This is a genomic window from Muriventricola aceti (assembly GCF_025567565.1).
GTDB classification, from domain to species: domain Bacteria; phylum Bacillota; class Clostridia; order Oscillospirales; family Oscillospiraceae; genus Lawsonibacter; species Lawsonibacter aceti.
The window spans coordinates 58,966-77,142 of sequence record NZ_JAOQKF010000003.1; the positions used below are offsets into that span (position 1 = coordinate 58,966).

The 18,177-nt window shown below is 61.0% G+C and carries 17 protein-coding genes; 10 read left to right on the top strand and 7 right to left on the bottom strand.

Annotation, left to right across the window (positions count from 1 at the left end):
• Window positions 1-379: 379 nt before the first annotated feature.
• The 3 genes from OCV64_RS04300 (at window position 380) to OCV64_RS04310 (ending at window position 2,809) form a co-directional block, all read left to right on the top strand.
• Window positions 380-841: a dicarboxylate/amino acid:cation symporter gene (locus tag OCV64_RS04300; protein WP_262669410.1), complete on the top strand. Its 462-nt coding sequence runs from the start codon at window positions 380-382 to the stop codon at window positions 839-841.
• Between the two features lie 109 nt (window positions 842-950).
• Window positions 951-2,135 carry a pyridoxal phosphate-dependent aminotransferase gene (locus tag OCV64_RS04305; protein ID WP_147572712.1) on the top strand — a complete coding sequence of 395 codons (1,185 nt, stop codon included), beginning with the start codon at window positions 951-953 and terminating at the stop codon, window positions 2,133-2,135.
• On the top strand, window positions 2,132-2,809 hold the full coding sequence (locus tag OCV64_RS04310) for an RraA family protein (protein WP_147572710.1): 678 nt from the start codon (window positions 2,132-2,134) through the stop codon (window positions 2,807-2,809). Before OCV64_RS04305 ends, OCV64_RS04310 begins: the two co-directional genes overlap by 4 nt.
• Before the next feature lie 101 nt (window positions 2,810-2,910).
• Here OCV64_RS04310 and ftsH read toward each other — a convergent pair whose 3' ends face one another.
• The 6 genes from ftsH to OCV64_RS04340 form a co-directional block, all read right to left on the bottom strand.
• The gene (ftsH, locus tag OCV64_RS04315; protein WP_240288645.1) at window positions 2,911-4,764 is read right to left on the bottom strand and encodes an ATP-dependent zinc metalloprotease FtsH; all 1,854 of its coding nucleotides are present in this window, start codon (window positions 4,762-4,764) and stop codon (window positions 2,911-2,913) included.
• Window positions 4,765-4,856: 92 nt separating this feature from the next.
• The gene (gene hpt, locus OCV64_RS04320; protein ID WP_147572708.1) at window positions 4,857-5,399 is read right to left on the bottom strand and encodes a hypoxanthine phosphoribosyltransferase; all 543 of its coding nucleotides are present in this window, start codon (window positions 5,397-5,399) and stop codon (window positions 4,857-4,859) included.
• Between the two features lie 22 nt (window positions 5,400-5,421).
• Window positions 5,422-6,822 (bottom strand): tRNA lysidine(34) synthetase TilS, encoded by a 1,401-nt coding sequence (gene tilS, locus OCV64_RS04325; protein ID WP_262669496.1) that lies wholly within the window; start codon window positions 6,820-6,822, stop codon window positions 5,422-5,424.
• 25 nt (window positions 6,823-6,847) lie between these two features.
• Window positions 6,848-8,200, bottom strand: coding sequence for a replicative DNA helicase (gene dnaB / locus OCV64_RS04330; RefSeq protein ID WP_243200925.1), 1,353 nt, complete (start codon window positions 8,198-8,200; stop codon window positions 6,848-6,850).
• Window positions 8,201-8,405: 205 nt separating this feature from the next.
• Window positions 8,406-8,852 carry a 50S ribosomal protein L9 gene (gene rplI / locus OCV64_RS04335; RefSeq protein ID WP_147572704.1) on the bottom strand — a complete coding sequence of 149 codons (447 nt, stop codon included), beginning with the start codon at window positions 8,850-8,852 and terminating at the stop codon, window positions 8,406-8,408.
• A gap of 51 nt (window positions 8,853-8,903) precedes the next feature.
• Entirely contained in the window at window positions 8,904-10,892 is a 1,989-nt protein-coding gene (locus OCV64_RS04340; protein WP_186852298.1) for a DHH family phosphoesterase, read from the bottom strand.
• 240 nt (window positions 10,893-11,132) lie between these two features.
• Between OCV64_RS04340 and OCV64_RS04345 the strand changes: the two genes are divergently transcribed.
• From OCV64_RS04345 to OCV64_RS04355, 3 genes are all read left to right on the top strand, one after another.
• Entirely contained in the window at window positions 11,133-12,197 is a 1,065-nt protein-coding gene (locus OCV64_RS04345; protein WP_262669411.1) for a branched-chain amino acid aminotransferase, read from the top strand.
• A gap of 63 nt (window positions 12,198-12,260) precedes the next feature.
• Complete coding sequence (gene ucpA / locus OCV64_RS04350) at window positions 12,261-13,049, top strand: SDR family oxidoreductase UcpA (RefSeq protein WP_186852296.1); 789 nt, start codon at window positions 12,261-12,263, stop codon at window positions 13,047-13,049.
• 69 nt (window positions 13,050-13,118) lie between these two features.
• Entirely contained in the window at window positions 13,119-13,580 is a 462-nt protein-coding gene (locus tag OCV64_RS04355; RefSeq protein WP_262669412.1) for a GNAT family N-acetyltransferase, read from the top strand.
• A gap of 50 nt (window positions 13,581-13,630) precedes the next feature.
• Here OCV64_RS04355 and OCV64_RS04360 read toward each other — a convergent pair whose 3' ends face one another.
• Window positions 13,631-14,830 (bottom strand): ATP-binding protein, encoded by a 1,200-nt coding sequence (locus tag OCV64_RS04360; protein ID WP_147572694.1) that lies wholly within the window; start codon window positions 14,828-14,830, stop codon window positions 13,631-13,633.
• Window positions 14,831-14,971: 141 nt separating this feature from the next.
• On the opposite strand from OCV64_RS04360, the gene dusB reads away from it, so the two are divergent.
• From dusB to OCV64_RS04380, 4 genes are read left to right on the top strand one after another with little or no spacing between them, the layout of a single operon-like run.
• A complete protein-coding gene (dusB, locus tag OCV64_RS04365; RefSeq protein ID WP_262669413.1) occupies window positions 14,972-15,943 on the top strand; it encodes a tRNA dihydrouridine synthase DusB in 972 nt (323 codons plus the stop codon).
• A gap of 13 nt (window positions 15,944-15,956) precedes the next feature.
• Window positions 15,957-16,475, top strand: coding sequence for an ATP-binding protein (locus OCV64_RS04370; protein ID WP_186852293.1), 519 nt, complete (start codon window positions 15,957-15,959; stop codon window positions 16,473-16,475).
• A gap of 31 nt (window positions 16,476-16,506) precedes the next feature.
• Entirely contained in the window at window positions 16,507-17,118 is a 612-nt protein-coding gene (locus OCV64_RS04375) for an RNA polymerase sigma factor (protein ID WP_147572688.1), read from the top strand.
• Between the two features lie 6 nt (window positions 17,119-17,124).
• A complete protein-coding gene (locus tag OCV64_RS04380; protein WP_262669414.1) occupies window positions 17,125-18,084 on the top strand; it encodes an anti-sigma factor family protein in 960 nt (319 codons plus the stop codon).
• Window positions 18,085-18,177 lie beyond the last annotated feature (93 nt).

An 18,177-nucleotide genomic window follows, 5' to 3' on the forward strand; every position in this document is an offset into this window, starting at 1 on the left:
CCGCTTGCCTTCCGGGGCCTCGTCTGCTATACTATCCTCAAGGGCCGCGAAGCCCGTCCTCTTTGTCTGCTGCTGTGACTTCCGGGACGGGCCGAGCGGCCCTTCTTGCGCCCGAAAATGGCCTTGTATCAAGGTTTTTCGCCCCTCGGCGGGTTGATATGCGCCCGACGCGCCGCCGCCGTTCCTGGGCCTCCCAGGGCTCGCCAGGGCATGAAAAAAGGACGCCGATCGCCTCGACGCCCTTCACTCAAGTTGTCTGATAATTTGCGGCCCCATCGCGGGCCCGTCCCGGTTGAAAATGCCCCGTTTCCCGCATAAACAGCGGGTTTTCTCGCCGTCTCCCGTCCTGTCCCGCCTTATCCCGTCTTTCTCAAATACGTTGTCCCCGTACACTACCTCCTCCAGCGCCGCTACCCTGCCCGTTTCCATGAAGATTGCCGACAGCAAGCTGGGCGTACCGGAGAAGATCTACGGTTTTACCCTTCCTCTGGGCAACACCTGTAATATGAACGGAATGGCTGTGGCTGTGGGCGTCATCAGCGTCTTTGCTTCCAATCTGTACGGCTATGAGATTACCTTGGGAAGCCTGATCCAGTTTGTATTCCTGGGTCTGATTATCTCCATCGGCGCCGCCGGCGTCAAGGGGGCTGGCGTGGTCATGTCTACTGTGCTGCTCCAGACCCTGGGGATGCCCTTGACTCTGATCCCCATCCTGGCCGCCATCTGGCCTGTGATTGATCCCTTCCACACCACTGCCAACAATATTGATGACCTGGTAGGCACTGTGGTGGTGTCCAACTCCCTGGGCGAGCTGGACAAGAAGGTTTTTGACGCCGACTGAGCTCCCGTAAACAACCCAGATGAGTGAACAGGGGCTCCGGCTGTCCAGAGCCGGGGTCCTTGTTGCCTACTGACCGCCCCAATGGGCAGAAAGGAAAAGAAATAGAGCTATGGCACTGCAATTCAACAAGTATATTTTGCAGATGAAGCCCTCCGCCTCCATGGAAACCATGGCAAAGGCTAAAAAGCTGAAGGCCCAGGACCCGGAAATCATCGACCTGGCCGGCGGGGAGCCTGACTTTGACACCCCCAAGAAGATTTGTGACGAGCTGTTCCGCCAGATCAATGCGGGTTTTACCCACTATACCGTAGGTCCCGGCCTGCCGGAGCTGCGCCAGCGCATCGCTGACAAGCTGGAGCGGGAGAACGGCTGCCACTACGACCCCAGCGGCGTGGTAGTCACCCCCGGCGGAAAGTACGCCATCTATATCGCCGTCCGGGCCCTGGTAAACGCCGGGGATGAGGTGATGTACCTGACTCCGGGCTGGGTGTCCTATCCCTCCATCATCCAGGCATCCGGCGGCGTTCCGGTGGAGGTGGACCTTGCCTATGAGGATCGCTACCGCATTACCCTGGAGCTGCTGGAGGAGAAGGTGAGCGCCAAGACCCGGATGCTCATTATCAACTACCCCAACAACCCCACTGGCCGGGTGCTTACCCAGAAAGAGGCCCAGGTGCTGCGCCAATTCATGCTCAATCACCCCGACCTGGTGCTGCTCTCCGACGAGATGTACGAGCGCATCCTCTTTGACGGCCAGGAAAACGTGAGCCCCGCCTCCTTCCCCGACATTGCCGACCGTGTCATCACAGTCAACGGCTTCTCCAAGAGCGTGGCCATGACAGGCTGGCGGATCGGCTACCTGGCCGCTGACCCCAAGATCGCCTCTATGGCGGCGATGCTCTTCTCCCACACCATCAGCTGTACCAGCGGGTTTATCCAGAAGGCTGCCGCCGTGGCCTTTGACTGCGGCGAGGAGATCGAGGAAATGCGCCGCCGCTATCAGCAGCGCCGCGACCTCTTCGTCAACGGGCTGAACCAGATCCCTGGCGTCCACTGTGAGATGCCAGAGGGGGCCTTCTACGCCTGGACTAATTTTGAGATCCCCGGTATGGACTCCAATCAGGTGTGCGAGTTTATTATGGAAAAGGCCAAGGTAGTAGGTGTGCCCGGCGTGTCCTATGGGGACAAGACGGGCAGCCGCATCCGCTTCTCCTTCGCGGCGGCGGACGACCAGCTGGCCCAGGCAGTGAAAAACATCGCCGCGGCGATGGCACAGATAGGAGAGAAAGTATGAGCAACATTGGCTGTAAAGTAGTGACGGATTTTGTCCGCCCTGATCCGAAGCTGGTAGAGGCCTTCCGGGGAATGCCGGTGGCCAACATTGACGACAACATGGGCCGCACTGCCGCTGTCCATCAGAGCATCCGGCCGCTGAACAAGGTTCCCCTGGTAGGGGTTGCCTTTACCATCAAGGTGCCCCAGGGGGATAACCTGATGTTCCACAAGGCCATGGATCTGGCCAAGCCGGGCGACGTCATTGTTATCGACGCTGGCGGCTTTGATGACCGGTCTATCTTTGGCGAACTGATGGCCACCTACTGCAAGGTGCGGGGGGTAGCCGGCCTGGTGGTGGATGGAGCCATCCGGGACCAGGAGGCTCTGTGTGAGATGGATATGCCCATCTACGCCAAAAGCACTACCCCCAACGGCCCCTATAAAAATGGGCCTGGTGAGATCAATGTCCCAGTGGTCATCGGCGGCCGGGTGGTCCGCCCCGGCGACATTCTAGTGGGGGACCAGGACGGCCTGATCGTCATTCCGCCTGAGCAGGCCCAGGAGGTGCTGGAAAAGACCCGCGCCACCATGGAGAAGGAGGCCAAAATCATGGAGGATATTTTGACCAAGGGCACCTACATCCGCCCATGGGTGGATGAGAAGCTGAACGAGATCGGCTGCGACATGATTTGAGCATAAGAAAGGGAGCGGGCCATGTGGACCCGCTCCCTTTTCGCAAGCGATATTGGATGAGAAAAGGCCACCCCGTTCATAGCGCGGGGCGGCCTTCTTTTTCATGCCTGCGCTTCAAAGACTTTGGCGAACTCCTGTCCGTCCATGGTCTCGTGCTCCAGCAGGTACTGGGCAATCGTGTCCAGTTCCTTCCGGCGCCGGGTGAGGATATCCTCGCACCGGGTGTAGGCCCGGTCCACAATGGCTTTGACCTCCTGGTCGATCTGACCGGCCACCTCCTCCGAGTAGGTGCGGGCCTGGGCCATAGAGCGGCCGATAAAGATCTCGTCACTCTCGTTGCCATAGGCGATGGTCCCCAGCTTGTCGCTCATGCCGTACTTGGTGACCATGGCCCGGGCGGTCTGGGAGGCTTTCTGGATGTCGCTGGAGGCGCCGGTGGAGATATCTCCCAGCACCAACTGCTCGGCCACCCGGCCGCCCAGGCAGACGGCGATGCGCTCCTCCAGCTCACGGCGGGACAGATAGGCCTTGTCCTCGCTAGGCAGGGAGATGGTCATGCCGCCGGCGGGACCACGGGGGACGATGGTGATTTGATGGACTGGGTCCTGGCTGTCCAGGTCATGAATGACCACCGCGTGGCCCGCCTCGTGATAGGCGGTGAGCTTCCGGGCGTGCTCCGTGACCACCCGGCTCTTCTTTTCGGGTCCGGCGATGACCTTCAGCATGGCCTCATGGAGGTCGGACATGGTGATGAACCGCTTGTCCTCCCGAGCGGCCAGCAGCGCCGCCTCGTTGAGCAGGTTTTCCAGGTCGGCGCCAGTAAAACCGGCAGTGGACCGGGCAATCTGATTGAGAGATACGTCCTCTGCCAAGGGTTTCTTCTTGGCGTGGACCTTCAGGATCTCCTCCCTGCCCTTGATATCAGGCAGACCCACATAGATCTGCCGGTCGAACCGGCCGGGGCGGAGGAGGGCGGGGTCCAGGATATCCTGGCGGTTGGTGGCCGCCATGACGATGACCCCCTCGTTAGAGCCAAAGCCGTCCATTTCCACAAGCAGCTGGTTCAAGGTCTGCTCCCGTTCGTCGTGGCCGCCCCCCAGGCCGGCGCCGCGCTGGCGGCCCACAGCGTCGATCTCATCAATAAAGACGATGGCGGGGGCGTCTTTCTTTGCCTGATCGAACAGGTCCCGGACCCGGCTGGCGCCCACACCCACATACAGCTCTACAAAGTCGGAGCCGGAGATGGACAGGAAGTGGACTCCCGCCTCGCCGGCCACAGCTTTGGCGATCAAAGTCTTGCCGGTGCCCGGAGGGCCCACCAGCAGTACGCCCTTGGGGATGCGGGCCCCCAGAGCGGTGAATTTCTGGGGGTCACGGAGGAACTCCACAATCTCCTGGAGTTCCTCCTTCTCCTCCTCGGCCCCGGCCACGTCGTCAAAGGTGACCTTCTTCCCCTGGTCCGACAAAGTCTTGGTCCGGGCATGGCCAAAGCGGGAGGCGCCAGGTGCGCCTCCTCCGCCCCCCATGCTGGCCATCCGCTGGCGGTAGAGGACAAACAGCAGAAAGCCCACAGAGAGCAGGACGATGAGGGAGGGCAGCCAGTTGTACCACCAGGAGTTGGCCAGTCCAGGGGGATAGTCATAGCTCTCCAGGATGCCGGCGGCCAGTTGGTCGTCAATGAGCTCACGCATATCCATATAGAAGTAGGTGAGGGCCTGGTCGGACATCTCATAGGTGACCGTGGTGGTCTGGTCACCCTCGCCTCGAAGCGTCAGGCGCAGGGTGTTGTCCTTCAGGGTGAAGGACTGGACCTGCTCCTGGAGGAAGTAGGACCGGATCTGACTGTAGGTAGGGGCCTCCGTCCGGTTCATCTGCTGAAGGCTGGTGACAGCGAAGACCATCAACAGGATGACCAGCAGATAGAGGGTCAGGTCGCGGGAGCTCATTCGTTTCATAATGGGATCATGTCCTTTCCGGCGGCAGAGATCCACAGGGAGGGTCCGCCAAAACACTCCCCTTGGCTGCGCGGAGGTGGGGGAACAGGGGGCTATCCACCATATACCTCCGGTTTCAGAATGCCGATATAAGGCAGATTGCGGTATTTTTCCGCATAATCCAGCCCATAGCCCACCACAAAGGCATCTGGGATGGTGAAACCGGAGTAGTGGACCTCCACAGGCTTTACCCGGCGATCTGGTTTATCCAGCAGGGTGCATAGACGAATGGAGGCGGGATGCCGGTGTTCCAATATTTTTAGCAGGTAGCTTAAGGTGTTGCCGCTGTCCAGAATATCCTCCACTACAATGATGTGGCGGCCGGAGATGTCTTCAGACAGGTCCTTGGTAATCTGCACCTGTCCGCTGGAGGAGGTACCCTTGCCGTAGGAGGAAACGGACATGAAGTCCAGGGTGCAGTCCAAATCGATGGCCCGGCATAGGTCAGCCATAAAAATAAAGGAGCCTCGGAGCACACTGATGAGCATGATCTCCTTGCCAGCGTAGTCCCGCTCGATTTCCTGGGCGATCTCGTTGACCCGAGTTTTCAGCTGCTCCTCGCTGAACAAAACTTCCTGGATATCTTTCTCTAGCATAAGGTAATTCTTCCTTTCCAGTTTATTCCTCCGGACGGCGCAGCCGGGTCAGGGAGATGTGCCATGACCTTTCACCCGGCTGGGGAAGGCAGGCGGCATCAGGACCGAGCCCGGCCACGGCGGCTACAACCCCGTTCTGGGCAAAGACCGGCACTTGGTTCCGAAGGTGCCGGGGCACCTTTTCGTCCACAAACCATTTTTTGATGGATTTGCCCGGCCGCCCCAGGAGAGTCAGCCGGTCCCCTGTCTGGCGGGGGCGGACAGTAAGGGAGGACACAGCCTCCTGGCTTAAATAGAACTCCAGGGGACCCTGGGGCTGGCCGATATACCGCTCCGCCCCACAGACCACCTGCCAGTCCCCGACCCGGATCTCGCCGGGAAGGGGCAGATGGATTGGCTCCATCGACGGAGGGCTGCTCCGACGGGCGAGGACCAGCAATCCATACTCCCTCCGTGCGGTAAGGCCCCAGGGCAGGTCCAGCCGGGCGGAGGGGCGGGGCGAACGGCACAGGTCCAACAGGGCGTGGAGATGGACAGCCCCACAGTCCTGGTTGCCCCCGTTGAGCTGGCCCAACAGGACTCTAATAGTCCGGGCGGCCACGGGATCTGGCAGGTCTAACAGTGTCTGTACAGGGATGGACAGGCAGTCCCCACTCTGTTGGGCCTGACCGGCCTGGTCCCGGGCCAGGGAGGTGAGATAGTCCTCATCCGCCCGAAGAAGGGCGGCGTTGTCCGCCAGCCGAGCGGCAAAATTGGGGAACAGCCCCTCCAGCACAGGCATTATCTGGTGCCGGATTCGGTTGCGGCTATAACTGTCATCCTGGTTGGAGGAGTCCTCCACATGGGGCAGGCCGTAGTAGGCCAGATAGTTTTCCACCTGCCGCCGGGTGGTGGTGAGCAGGGGGCGGATCACGCCGTCCCGTGCCGGTGGGATGCCGCCCAGTCCCCGAAGCCCGGTGCCCCTGGCCAGGTGAAACAGGATGGTCTCCCCGTTGTCGTCGGCGGTGTGGGCGGTAGCGATCAGGGTGGCGCCTGCCTGTTGAGCGGCCCGGTGGAGAAAGGCGTAACGCATCTGACGGGCGGCCTCCTCCGTCCCAATTCCCATTTGTGCGGCCTGGGCAGACACGTCGCCGGAGCCGGAAAACAGGGGGACAGCGGGGAGCTGAGAGCCGTCGGGCAGGCGCTGAGGACCGCAGCAGAGGGCTACGAACTGGGCCACGAAAGCGGCGTCCCGGCGGGACTCCTCCCCCCGAAGCTGGTGGTCAAAGTGGGCGGCGGACAGGGTGAAGTCCAGCTCCGCCCGAAGATGATACAGGGCGTGGAGCAGGCAGACGGAGTCGGCCCCGCCGGAGACCGCGCACAGCACATGGCTGCCGGGGGGGATCAGGCCCAGGTGGGCAATGAATTTTTCCATGGACTCCATCAAAGCTGATCCTCCTGGCGGCGGCTCAATATTCTGAGTGCTGCCACTCCATGTCGCTGAAAGTAGTGAACTGGGGCTGCCACTGGAGATAGACGGTGCCCGTCTCCCCGTGGCGGTTCTTGGCGATGATGCACTCGGCCTCATTGGGATTTTCTGAGTCCTTGTTGTAGTAGCCGTCCCGGTAGAGGAACAGTACGATGTCAGCGTCCTGCTCGATGGCGCCCGATTCCCGGAGGTCGGACAGCATGGGCCGCTTGTCGGTGCGGCCCTCGTTGGCGCGGGAGAGCTGGGACAGGCACAGGACGGGCACATTCAGCTCCTTGGCCATGATTTTTAAGGAGCGGGAGATGTCGGACACGATCTGCTGCCGGTTGTCCCCAGAACGGCTCTTGCCTCCGGCGGACTGCATCAATTGAAGGTAGTCGATGACCACTAGGCCCAGGTCCTCCACCCGACGGCACTTGGCATTGATATCGGCCACGGTGACAGTGGAGTCGTCGTCAATCAGAATGGTGGACCGGCTGAGGGAGTCAGCGGCGGCTGCCACGCTCTCCCAGTCCTCCTCTGTCAGCTTCCCGGTGACCAGCTTCTTGTTGTCGATAAAGCACTCGCTGGCGATGAGGCGGAGGGCCAGCTGTTCCCGGCTCATTTCAAGGGAGAAGAAGGCCACTTTTTTTCCCGATTTTTTGCCCGCGTCCAGCAGAATATTCAGGGCCATGGAGGTCTTGCCCATGCCGGGCCGGGCGGCCAACAGGATGAGGTCGGATTTGTTCAGTCCGGAGATGGCCCGGTCCAAATCCTTCAAACCGGTGGACAGGCCGGGAACGGCGCTGTCGCTGGCGGCTAACTCGCTTAACCGGTCGTAGACATCGAACAGCACGTCGGAGATGGGGGTGAGCCCACGGGAGGAGCGGCCCTGGCGGATGGCGTAGATACGTTGTTCCGCCGCCTCCAGGATATCCTGCCCGGTGTCAGTGCCCTGGTGGATCATCTCCGTCAGGTCGCCTGCGGTTTCGGCCACCCTGCGGAGCAGCGTCTTATCCTTGATGATATCGATGTACTCTTTGACATTGGCCGCCGTGGGAGTGATGTCGATGAGCTGAAGCAGATAGCTCCGGGACTGGTCGGTATAGTAGCCGTGCTGCTTCATGTTCTCCAGCACCGTCACCGGATCAATGGTGAGGGAGTAGTTGAACATGGAGTAGATGGTCTCGTAAATTTCACGGTTCTGACGGAGGTAGAAGTCGTCGGGCCGCAGCTTGTCGATGACCTCAGGCACGCACTGGGGATCAAACAGGATAGAGCCCAGCACAGCCTGCTCCGCCTCCACCGAGTGGGGCAGCTGCTTCATCAGAAGCTCGTTGTCATCCAGAGCCAAAGGACTCCACCACCTTTCATTGGGACAGTCTATGGGCGGGAGTTGGACATCCCGCCGCGTAAGAGCCAAGGCCCTTGAAAATCTCCTTTTACAGACCTCTGGCCGGCCCTTTCATCGACCGGCGCAGGAAAAATTTTAGATTGACCCTGTCCTCCGACCACTGCCGCGCTGTGGCCACAGCCGCAGAGGGGAGGGGAAAAGGGGGTTACGCCTCACTGACTGCCACATTGACCGTGCCGTTGACCTCATAGCCCAGCTTGGCCCGAATCTGATAGCCGCCGCATGCCTTGATGGGCTCGTCCAGAACCAGCTTGGCCTTGGCAATGGTGATGCCATGCTGGTCTGCCAGGGCCTCGGAGACCTCCTTGGCGGTGACGGCGCCGAAGAGCCGTCCGCCCTCGCCGGCCTTGGCGGCGATTTTGACAGTCAGCCCCTCCAGCTTTTTAGCCGTGGCCTCGGCCTCCGCCTTTTCAGCGGCCTCCTGGGCCTTCCTAGCCTTCTCCTGCTGCTTCATGGTGTTCAGATTTTCGGCGGTGGCGATGACCGCCAGCTTTTTGGGGAGCAGAAAATTGCGCGCGTAGCCGTCGGACACATCCACTAGCTGGCCCTTCTTGCCCTGGCCCTTCACGTCCTGCTGAAGAATAACTTTCATACGGTTCATATCCTTTCTGTGAGTCCGCCCCGGTGGGGCGGGAGTGGTTGTTTACGAGTCCAGATACCGGTCGATGGCCTGGGCCAGCTCGGCCGCCACCTCCTCCAGGGATTTGCCGGTGACCTGGCCGCCCGCGGCGGCGGCGTTTCCGCCCCCACCCAGTTGTTCCAGAATGACCTGGACATTGGTTTCTCCCATAGAGCGGCCCGAGATGTTCACCTGCTCCCCATCCTTGGAGAGCACAAAGGAGGTGTCGATGCCGATGATATTCAGCAGCTCGTCCGCCGCCTGGGCCGCCACCACCCGGTTCACAGGGGCGGAGGAGACGGCGACGGCGATATGGTCCCGATACAGCCGGGCGTTCTGGATGATGGAGTACTTGGCGATGGTTCCCGCCAGGTCGTTCTGAAAGAGCTTTTTCACCTCAGCGGTGTCGGCGCCGGAGCGGCGAAGGAAGGCCGCCGCCTCAAAGGTGCGTCCGCCAGTGCGCATGGTAAAGTTCTTGGTGTCCAGCACGATGCCCGCCAGCAGGGCCTCCGCCTCGGCCCGGAGAAGCTGGTTGGGCTCCATAATGTACTGGAGCAGCTCCGTGACAAGTTCAGAGGCGGAGGAGGCGTAAGGCTCGTGGTAGTTGAGCGCGGCCCCCTCGATATAGGTGGCGGCCCGGCGGTGGTGGTCGATGACCGCCACCCGGTTACAGGACTGGAGCAGCTCCTCCGCCTGGACCTGCTCGGGTCGATTGGTGTCCACCACAACAGCCAGGGACCGGGTATCGGCGATGAGCAGGGCATCCTGTGGGGCTAGGAAGCAGTCCTGGTACTCCGGCAGGGTGGACAGCCGATCAATGAGCTCCTGGGCGGGGGGAGACCCCGGATCCCGGATGATATGGGCAGGGGTCCCGTTTTTCCGGCACAGGGCACACACGCCGGCGGCGGCACCCACAGCGTCGTTATCCGGGAATTTGTGGCCCATGATGAACACCTGGGAGGAGTCAGAGATCAGAGAGGACAGGGCGTTGGCCATGACCCGGCTCTTTACCTTGGTCCGCTTCTCCGTCTCCTTGGAGCGGCCACCATAGAACTCGAAGGTAAACTTGTTGCGGATGACTGCCTGGTCGCCTCCGCGGGACAGGGCCATGTCGATGGATAGATTGGCGAAGGACATGAGTTCCTTGTAGGAGTCCCCGTCCTTGCCGATACCGATGGACAGGGAGGCGTTGATACCGCTGGGATTGACCACCTGATGGACGGTGTCCAGCACATCAAATTTCCGCTCCACAAATTGGTCCAGGTACTGCTCCTCAAAGAGAAACAGGTACCGCTCCCGCTGGTAGCGGCGGAGCAGGCCTCCGGTCTGGGCCACCCATTCATCCAGCCGGTTGTCGATCTCAGCCAGGATGCTGGATCGCTCATTCTCCGTCAGGTTCTTCATCAGGTCCTCGTAATTATCGATGAGCAGAACGGCCGCCACCGGCCGGGAGGCGTTGAATTTGTCCCGTATCAGGCAGAACTCGGTGATATCCACCCAATAGGTGGTGGCTAGAAAGCCGCCCCCCCGGCCGCCGGTGCGGACCAGGTGGCCAAAGACCCAGAAGCGCCGTCCGCCGTACTCCACCTCGGTGGGGCATTCACTCTTGCCCTCCATGAGCCACCGAGTGTCAAAGCCGGGGATTAGGGAGGCCAGCTTGGCATCAAACATATGCTCCCGCTGTCCCTGGCCGGTGAGCTGGAGAAAGCGGTCGTTGGTCCAGATAATATCGTCGCTCTCCGGCCGGAAAATAATCATGGGCAGGGGAGAATTGACCATGGTGTCCTTGGTGGCGGTATCCACCGTACCGGTGACACTGTCCAGATATTTTCCGATCTCCCGGCGCCGGCGGCGGCTGTTTTCCCGGTTATACAGGCCAAGGCCCAGGACAATGACCAGCTCTGTCACCGCCAGGGGGACGGAATAGAGGGCGGACAGCAGGGCGAAGACGATCAGACAGACGAAGTAGAGCTGCAGCCTGGGCTGAAACAGCTGGGCGATCTTACGGTTCAAAAGAGATTCCTCCTCCCAGGAAATGCCCCGCCAGCGTCACGCAGAGGCGGGGCGATCAAGACGAGATTACTCCAAAACGAGGTAAACAAAGATATTTTATTATAGCAAATAAACGGCGGGAAAACAAGAGCAAAAGGGGGCTGTCCATCAGAACCGTCCGAACGATATTTTTGTTGCGCCAAAAGGAAAAGACTGTTATAATAAAAAGCACATCAACAAAAGCTTAGGAGGGATACACCAATGGTAGATATCAAAATTACCCGCGCCTCGGTGCTGAAGGAAAAGCCCGCTTCCTCCACCTTGGTGTTCGGCAAGAGCATGACGGACCATATGTTTATTGTGGACTATGACGAGGGCCAGGGCTGGCACAATCCCCGCATCGTTCCTTACGGCCCCCTGCAGATTGACCCCGCCGCCAAGGTCCTGCACTATGCGGAGGAGATCTTCGAGGGCCTGAAGGCTTACCGCACCGCCGACGGCACTATCCAGCTGTTCCGGCCCCTGGACAACATTGCCCGGATGAACAAGTCCGCCGAGCGTCTGTGCCTTCCTCAGATTCCTGAGGAACTGGCCCTGGCCGGCATCACGGAGCTGGTCAAACTGGAGCGGGACTGGGTCCCCCACGAAGAGGGCACCTCCCTGTATATCCGGCCCTTCATGATCGGTACGGATCCCGCCCTGGGGGTCCACAGCTCCCACCATGTCCAGTACATCGTTATCGTCTGCCCGGTGGGCGCCTACTACCCTGAGGGGCTGGCTCCTGTCAAGATCTATGTGGAGAGCGAGGACGTGCGTGCCGTCAAGGGCGGCACCGGCATGGCCAAGACCGGCGGCAACTACGCCGCGTCTCTCCGGGCCGGCGACCGGGCCGAGAAGCAGGGCTACAGCCAGGTGCTGTGGCTGGACGGCGTCCACCGCAAGTACATCGAGGAAGTGGGCGCTATGAACGTCATGTTCAAGGTGAACGGCAAGATCCTCACCCCCGACCTGAACGGCTCCGTGCTGGACGGCATCACCCGTCGCTCCTGCATCCAGCTGCTGAAGGACTGGGGCTACGAGGTGGAGGAGCGCCGCATCTCCTATGAGGAACTGTTCCAGGCCGCCGAGGATGGCACTCTGGAGGAAGCCTGGGGCACCGGCACCGCCGCCGTGGTCTCCCCTATCGGCGAGCTGGCCATGGAGGGCAAGAAGGTCACCATCAGCGGCAATCAGATCGGTGAGCTGACCCAGAAGCTGTACGACAATTTGACCGGCATCCAGTGGGGCCGCCTGGCCGATCCCCACAACTGGATCATGAAGCTGTGATTTGAGCCAAGTTAGGGGTCCGGTGAATACCGGGCCCCTTTTCAAAAGATAGGAGTGTTTCAAATGGGTAAACTGGATGGAAAGACAGCCTTAATTACCGGAGCCTCCAAAGGCATCGGAGAGGGCATCGCCCGCACCTTTGTCAAGCACGGCGCCAGAGTGGTGCTGGCCGCCCGCGGCCAGGGGGTGGAGGATATGGCCGCCCAGCTCCGCGCCGAGGGAGCCCAGGCTGTGGCCGTCCGCATGGATGTGTCCGATATGGACAGCGTCCGTGCCGGCTATGAGGCGGGGGTGAAGGAGTTTGGCCAAATCGATATTCTGGTGTCCAACGCGGGCATCTGCCGCCTGGGGGACTTTCTGACCCAGAGCGACGAGGACCGGGATGCCCACCTGGACATCAACGTGAAGGGGGCTTGGAACACCTGTAAGGCTGTGCTGCCCGGTATGGTGGAGCGCAAGTGGGGCAAAATCGTCATCATGTCCTCCGTCACCGGCGATATGGTAGCCGATCCGGGGGAGGCGGCCTACGCCATGAGCAAAGCCGCCCTGGTGGGGCTGACCAAAGCCCTGGCACGGGAGTTCGCTCCCTGTGTCAATGTCAATGCCATCTGCCCAGGCTATGTCCTGACCCCAATGGTCCGGGGGATGGCGGACCAGTCCTGCCCGGAGAACCCCCAGTCCGTCATTGATGGCATCGCCGCTTCCATTCCCCTGGGGCGGCTGGCCGATCCCAGGGAGGTGGGCGAGCTGGCCGCTTTCCTGTCCAGCGACGAGGCCAGCTACCTGACCGGCGCCCAGTTCGTCATCGACGGGGGCTCTACCCTGCCGGAAACGAGTACCATGGGCGTGTAGACAAGCGGGAACCAAAGGGCGGCCCCTCTGCCATCCGAATAGAGGGGCCGCCTTTTCGCGGAGGAAAAGATGAAACTGAAGTTTGAACCTGTGACAGAAAAAAACAGAGCGCAGGCATTGAGGCTCCATGGAGCTCCTGGACAGGAGGGGCTGGTAGAGCCGGTAGAGCAGTGTTTGGCAGAGGCAGAGCAGTGGAAGGGCTGGCGGCCTGTCCTGATTTTAGACGGAGAGCGCCCCGTAGGATTTGCGATGTATGGGAAGTTTCCGTTAGAGAGTTTTCCCTTTGGGCGGGTGTGGCTGGACCGCCTGTTGATTGCGGGGGAACACCAGGGCAGGGGATATGGAAAGGCGGCTTTGGCCGGCCTGATCCAGCGTCTCCGGGAGGAGTACCGCTGTAAAAAAATCTATTTGAGTATCGTGGAAGGAAATTGGGCCGCGGCGGAGCTGTACCAGAAGTTCGGATTTCGTTTTACAGGAAAGAGAGATCCCCACGGGGAACAGATCATGGTGTACCTCTGTCCCAAAAAATAGAAAAAGAAATGGGCCATACCATGTTGTATGGCCCATTTTCTCCCAAACAGTCAGGCACCGAGGCTGGCGATAAACTGTCGGGCCACCCGGGGGGTTCGGCCGGAGTGGCGGATTTCCCAGGCCATCGCCTGAGCGTGGAGCTGTTCCCGCTCCATCTGGACCCCCGCCTGGTCGGCCAGATGGTCCACCAGGGCCAGAAAGCCGGCCTTGTTCATCGTCAGGTAGGGGATACGCAGGCCGAAGCGCTCGGCCAGGGCGGTCTTTTCCGAAATCGTCTCAAAGGTGTCCACCTCGTCCCCAGCCCGGTCGGTAAAGGTCTGACGGACCAGGTGGCGGCGATTGGAGGTGGCGTAGATCGCCACATTGACAGGCCGCTTCTCCAGACTGCCCTCCAGGATAGTCTTCATAGAGGAGTAGGTCTTGTCATCCTGGTCAAAGGCCAGGTCGTCGATGAACAGAATGAACTTCTGCCGCCGGGAGGCCAGAGAGCGGATCAGGCTGGGAAGGCCGGTGAGGTTCTCCTTCTGAATCTCAATGAGCCGCAGGTCCTCCATGCCGGGCAGGTAGAGCATGGACTTGACGGTAGCTGACTTGCCGGTTCCTCCGTCGCCAAATAGAAGGACATTGTTGGCCTGACGGCCGGAGAGGAGCAGCCGGGTGTTCTGCTCCACCTGCTCCCGCTGAAGCTCGTAGCCCAGCAGGTCCTGGGGCTGGGGGCAGTCCGGGTCGGCCACGGGGATGAGCTGCCCATCCTCCCACAGGAAGGCACGATACCTGGCATAGAGCCCGGCGCCGTGCTCCCGATAGAACTGGGTGAGGGAGTCAAAGTCGAAGGGGGCGGTGGCGCTCCACCGGGGCAGCCCTGCTAGAGCGGGGGACCAGTCGCCGGATAGCAGCGCCTTCATGGCGCCGATATACCGGTCGCAGTCCGTCTGGGCTAACAGTACCAGAGTGCCTACGTCCCGTCGGGCGGCGTTCTCCAGGGCCGGGTCGGCGCCCCCCCGTTCGGCCAGTAAAGCATAGGGGGATTCGGTGTACCGAAGCTGGTCCCAAAGCCAGTCCCCCAGACCGGTAAAGCCTTCCCGGCGCAGATAGTAAAACAGGGCGGTGTAGTCGTCCACGGCCTCCTCTCCCTGGCCGCCAGCTAGGTGGTCCAGCAGATGGACCATATGGGCCATCACCGGCAGCTCCTTCAGTTCGCGGTAAGAGGAAAGGCCCCGAAGGGCGGCCCGCAGCGCCGTCAATTCCATAGTGATCTCCCCATTCCAAGGTTTTTTCCTATTTTAATAGGGAATGGGCGGCCTTGTCAACCAGGGAAGGGTATGATAAAATAACTAGATATTTGTGAAGCGGCCCGCGCGTCTTTTACGGCCGTGGACATTGGAGGATATATGGTATCTATTGGAGGAATCAAAATAGACACCCCCCTGGCCCTGGCCCCCATGGCGGGGGTGACAGACCTGGCCTTCCGTACCATCTGCCGGGAGCAGGGGGCGGGACTGACCTGCACCGAGATGGTCAGCGCCAAGGCCCTGTGCTACCAGGACAAGAAGTCCATCCCTCTGCTCCAGCTGGGGGACGGAGAGAGCCCCGCTGCTGCCCAGATCTTCGGCAGTGACCCGGTGTGCATGGAGGAGGCGGCCGCCATTGCCCATGAGGTGTCCGGGGCCGATTTTATCGACATCAACATGGGCTGTCCTGTCCCCAAGGTGGCTAACTCCGGAGACGGCTCCGGGCTGATGCGGGACCCAGACAAGGCGGTAAAGGTGGCTGAGGCGGTCATCCGGGGAGCGGGCTGCCCTGTCACGGTCAAATTCCGCTTAGGCTGGGATAAGGGCTCCATCAACTGTGTGGAGTTCGCCAAGGCTATGGAGGCGGCCGGTGTGGCCGCCGTAGCAGTCCACGGCAGGACCAGGAATCAGATGTACGCAGGGACCGCTGACTGGGACTGGATTCGAGAGGTAAAAAAAGCGGTGGAGATTCCAGTCATCGCCAATGGCGACGTGTTTCGTCCGGAGGACGCCCCCCGTATTTTGAACTATACCGGGGCGGAGATAGCCATGATCGGCCGGGGGGTGTTCGGCAACCCCTGGCTCTTTGCCCAGTGCCGGGCCGCTCTGGAGGGCCGGCCCATCCCGGAGATACCCCCCCTGGCCCAGCGGTGCGACACCGCCGTGCGCCAGTTTGAGCTATCGGCGGCCAACAAGGGGGAGAAGATCGCCTGCCTGGAGGCCAGGCGGCACTATGCCTGGTATCTAAAGGGTGTCCCCCATGCGGGTTATTACAAGGAACAGATTGTGAAGATCACCACCCTGGAGGACGTGTACCGGGTGACCAGGGGGATCAAGCGGGACCTGTGTTGAAGAGGGCAGCGGTATGGTGCTTTTGATTGCGGGCAGTACCCACACCGGCAAGACGCTGCTGGCCCAGCGGGTGCTGGAGGAACGGGGCTGGCCCTATCTGTCCCTGGACCATCTGAAAATGGGACTGATCCGGAGTGGTCTGACCTCGCTGACGCCGGACAGCCCGGACAAGGAGCTGACCGCCCTTCTCTGGCCGGTTGCACGGGAAATGATCAAGACGGCCATTGAAAACGGGCAGAATCTGGTGGTGGAGGGGTGCTACATTCCCTGCGACTTTACGAAAGATTTTGTGCCGTACTACCTAGATCAGCTCCGGGCTATCTGGCTGATTTTCAGCCGGCGGTATATCTGGGAGCGCTTCGACCAGATTCTGGCCTGTGGCGGCGCCATCGAGCGGCGGCTGGACCCGTCCCTGGACCGGGAGGCCCTGGAGCGGGAGAATGAGGAGAATCTGCGGGCCTGTCAGCAATATGGTCATCCCTATGTGCTGATAGACAGGGAGTATGAGATAGACCTGGAGAAAATACTTTGATGAAAGAACTGTGAGTTGGGAGGGAGCGGAGATGTCCGACCAGGACCTTGTGGCAAGGGCCAAAGCCGGCGACCAGACTGCTTTTGAGCGGCTGGTGGTGGACAATCAGAATAAGGTCTACTCCCTGTGCGTGCGGCTGACAGGGGACCGGGAGGAGGGAGCCGACCTGGCCCAGGAGGCATTCCTGAGGGCATGGCAGGCCCTGCCGTCCTTTCAGGGGGAGAGTAGCTTCTCCACCTGGGTCTATCGGCTGGCCACCAACGTGTGTATCGACTTCTTGCGAAGGCAGGCCCGCCGCCGGGAGGTGGCGCCGGTTCAGTCCATCGATGATGAGGAGCTTTCCTGGACAGAGCCTGCCGATTGGGAGCAGGACCCACACCGCCAGTTGGAGAGGGCGGAGCTGAACCGGGCGGTGTCCCAGGGGCTGGAGCGGTTGCCCGACCACCACCGGCAGGTGCTGGTTATGCGGGAGCTGTCCGGACTGAGCTATCAGGAGATCGGTGACGCCCTGGCCCTGGATCTGGGGACCGTAAAATCCCGCATCGCCCGGGCCCGGCTGGCCCTGCGAAAAATTTTGCTGGAAGATGGGAACTTTTCCGATTCGCCCACGTCTAAACCATCGAAAGGAACAGAAGGGAGGTGACCCGGCATGGAAAATTGCGAAACATATCTGGAGTGGATCTCCGCCCATCTGGACGGGCAGCTGTCCGACGAAGAGGAACGGGAGCTGGAGGAGCATTTGGATCAATGCCCCACTTGCCGGGCCATTGAGGAGCGGCTTGCCGCTCTGCACGACTCGTTCCAGGGCTTAGAGGATATCCCTGCCCCTGAGGGATTCACTCAGGGCGTCATGGACCGAGTTCGGGCAGAGCAGTCCAGGCCAAAGGTGGTCCCCTTATTTAAGCGGCCCCAGTTCAAGGCGCTGGCCGGACTGGCCGCCTGCGCCGCCCTGTGTATCGGCCTGTACCGCGGGGGCCTGTGGGACCGGGCCGCCGACAATCAGTTAAGCGTTGCGAGCGCCACGGATCTGTGGCAGGAGGAGCCCCAGGTGAATATCAGCCTGTTCGAAGCCGATGATCCCCAGAGCGCGGAGTCGGAGAACAGTGGGGCGGAGGGCCAAGAGAGAAGCGAACCGGGTGGACAAACGGATATTTCCCCCTATGGGGCGGAGCTGGACGAGAGCGCACAGTCCCCCGCGCCAGACAGCGGAGTGTCGCCCGACCTCCGCTCGGAATCGCGGGAACAGGAGCCATCCGATGTAGGGGCCTCCAAGGTGGACGCATTGGAGAGAGGTGTTCCGGAGGAAAACGTCTCTGGGAATGGGACTCCCTCGATGCTCCAGACTGCCCCCGGCCCGATGTATGAGGTAGCGGGCCAGACGGTGGCCGCGGTGCTTACCCTGGACCGTCTGCCCGAGGGCTGGGAGGATGTTCTGGGTGAGACCCCAGAGTGGCTGACCGATGAGGCCGGCCGCCCCTGCTGTTTTATTACAGCGGCCCAGCTAGAGGGGCTGGCTGCCCTGGCCCAGCAGGAGGAGAGCGGCAGCGCGCTGGCGGGCCAAACGGATCAGGACCAGCTCTGCGCCCTGGTGCTGCTTGAAGGACAGTGACACACTTTGATTTATGACCTCCGGTTTCGACCGGAGGCCATTTTTTTGCCATTTCTGGAGAACGCGGGAGAAAATGGAGGATTTTAGACGATT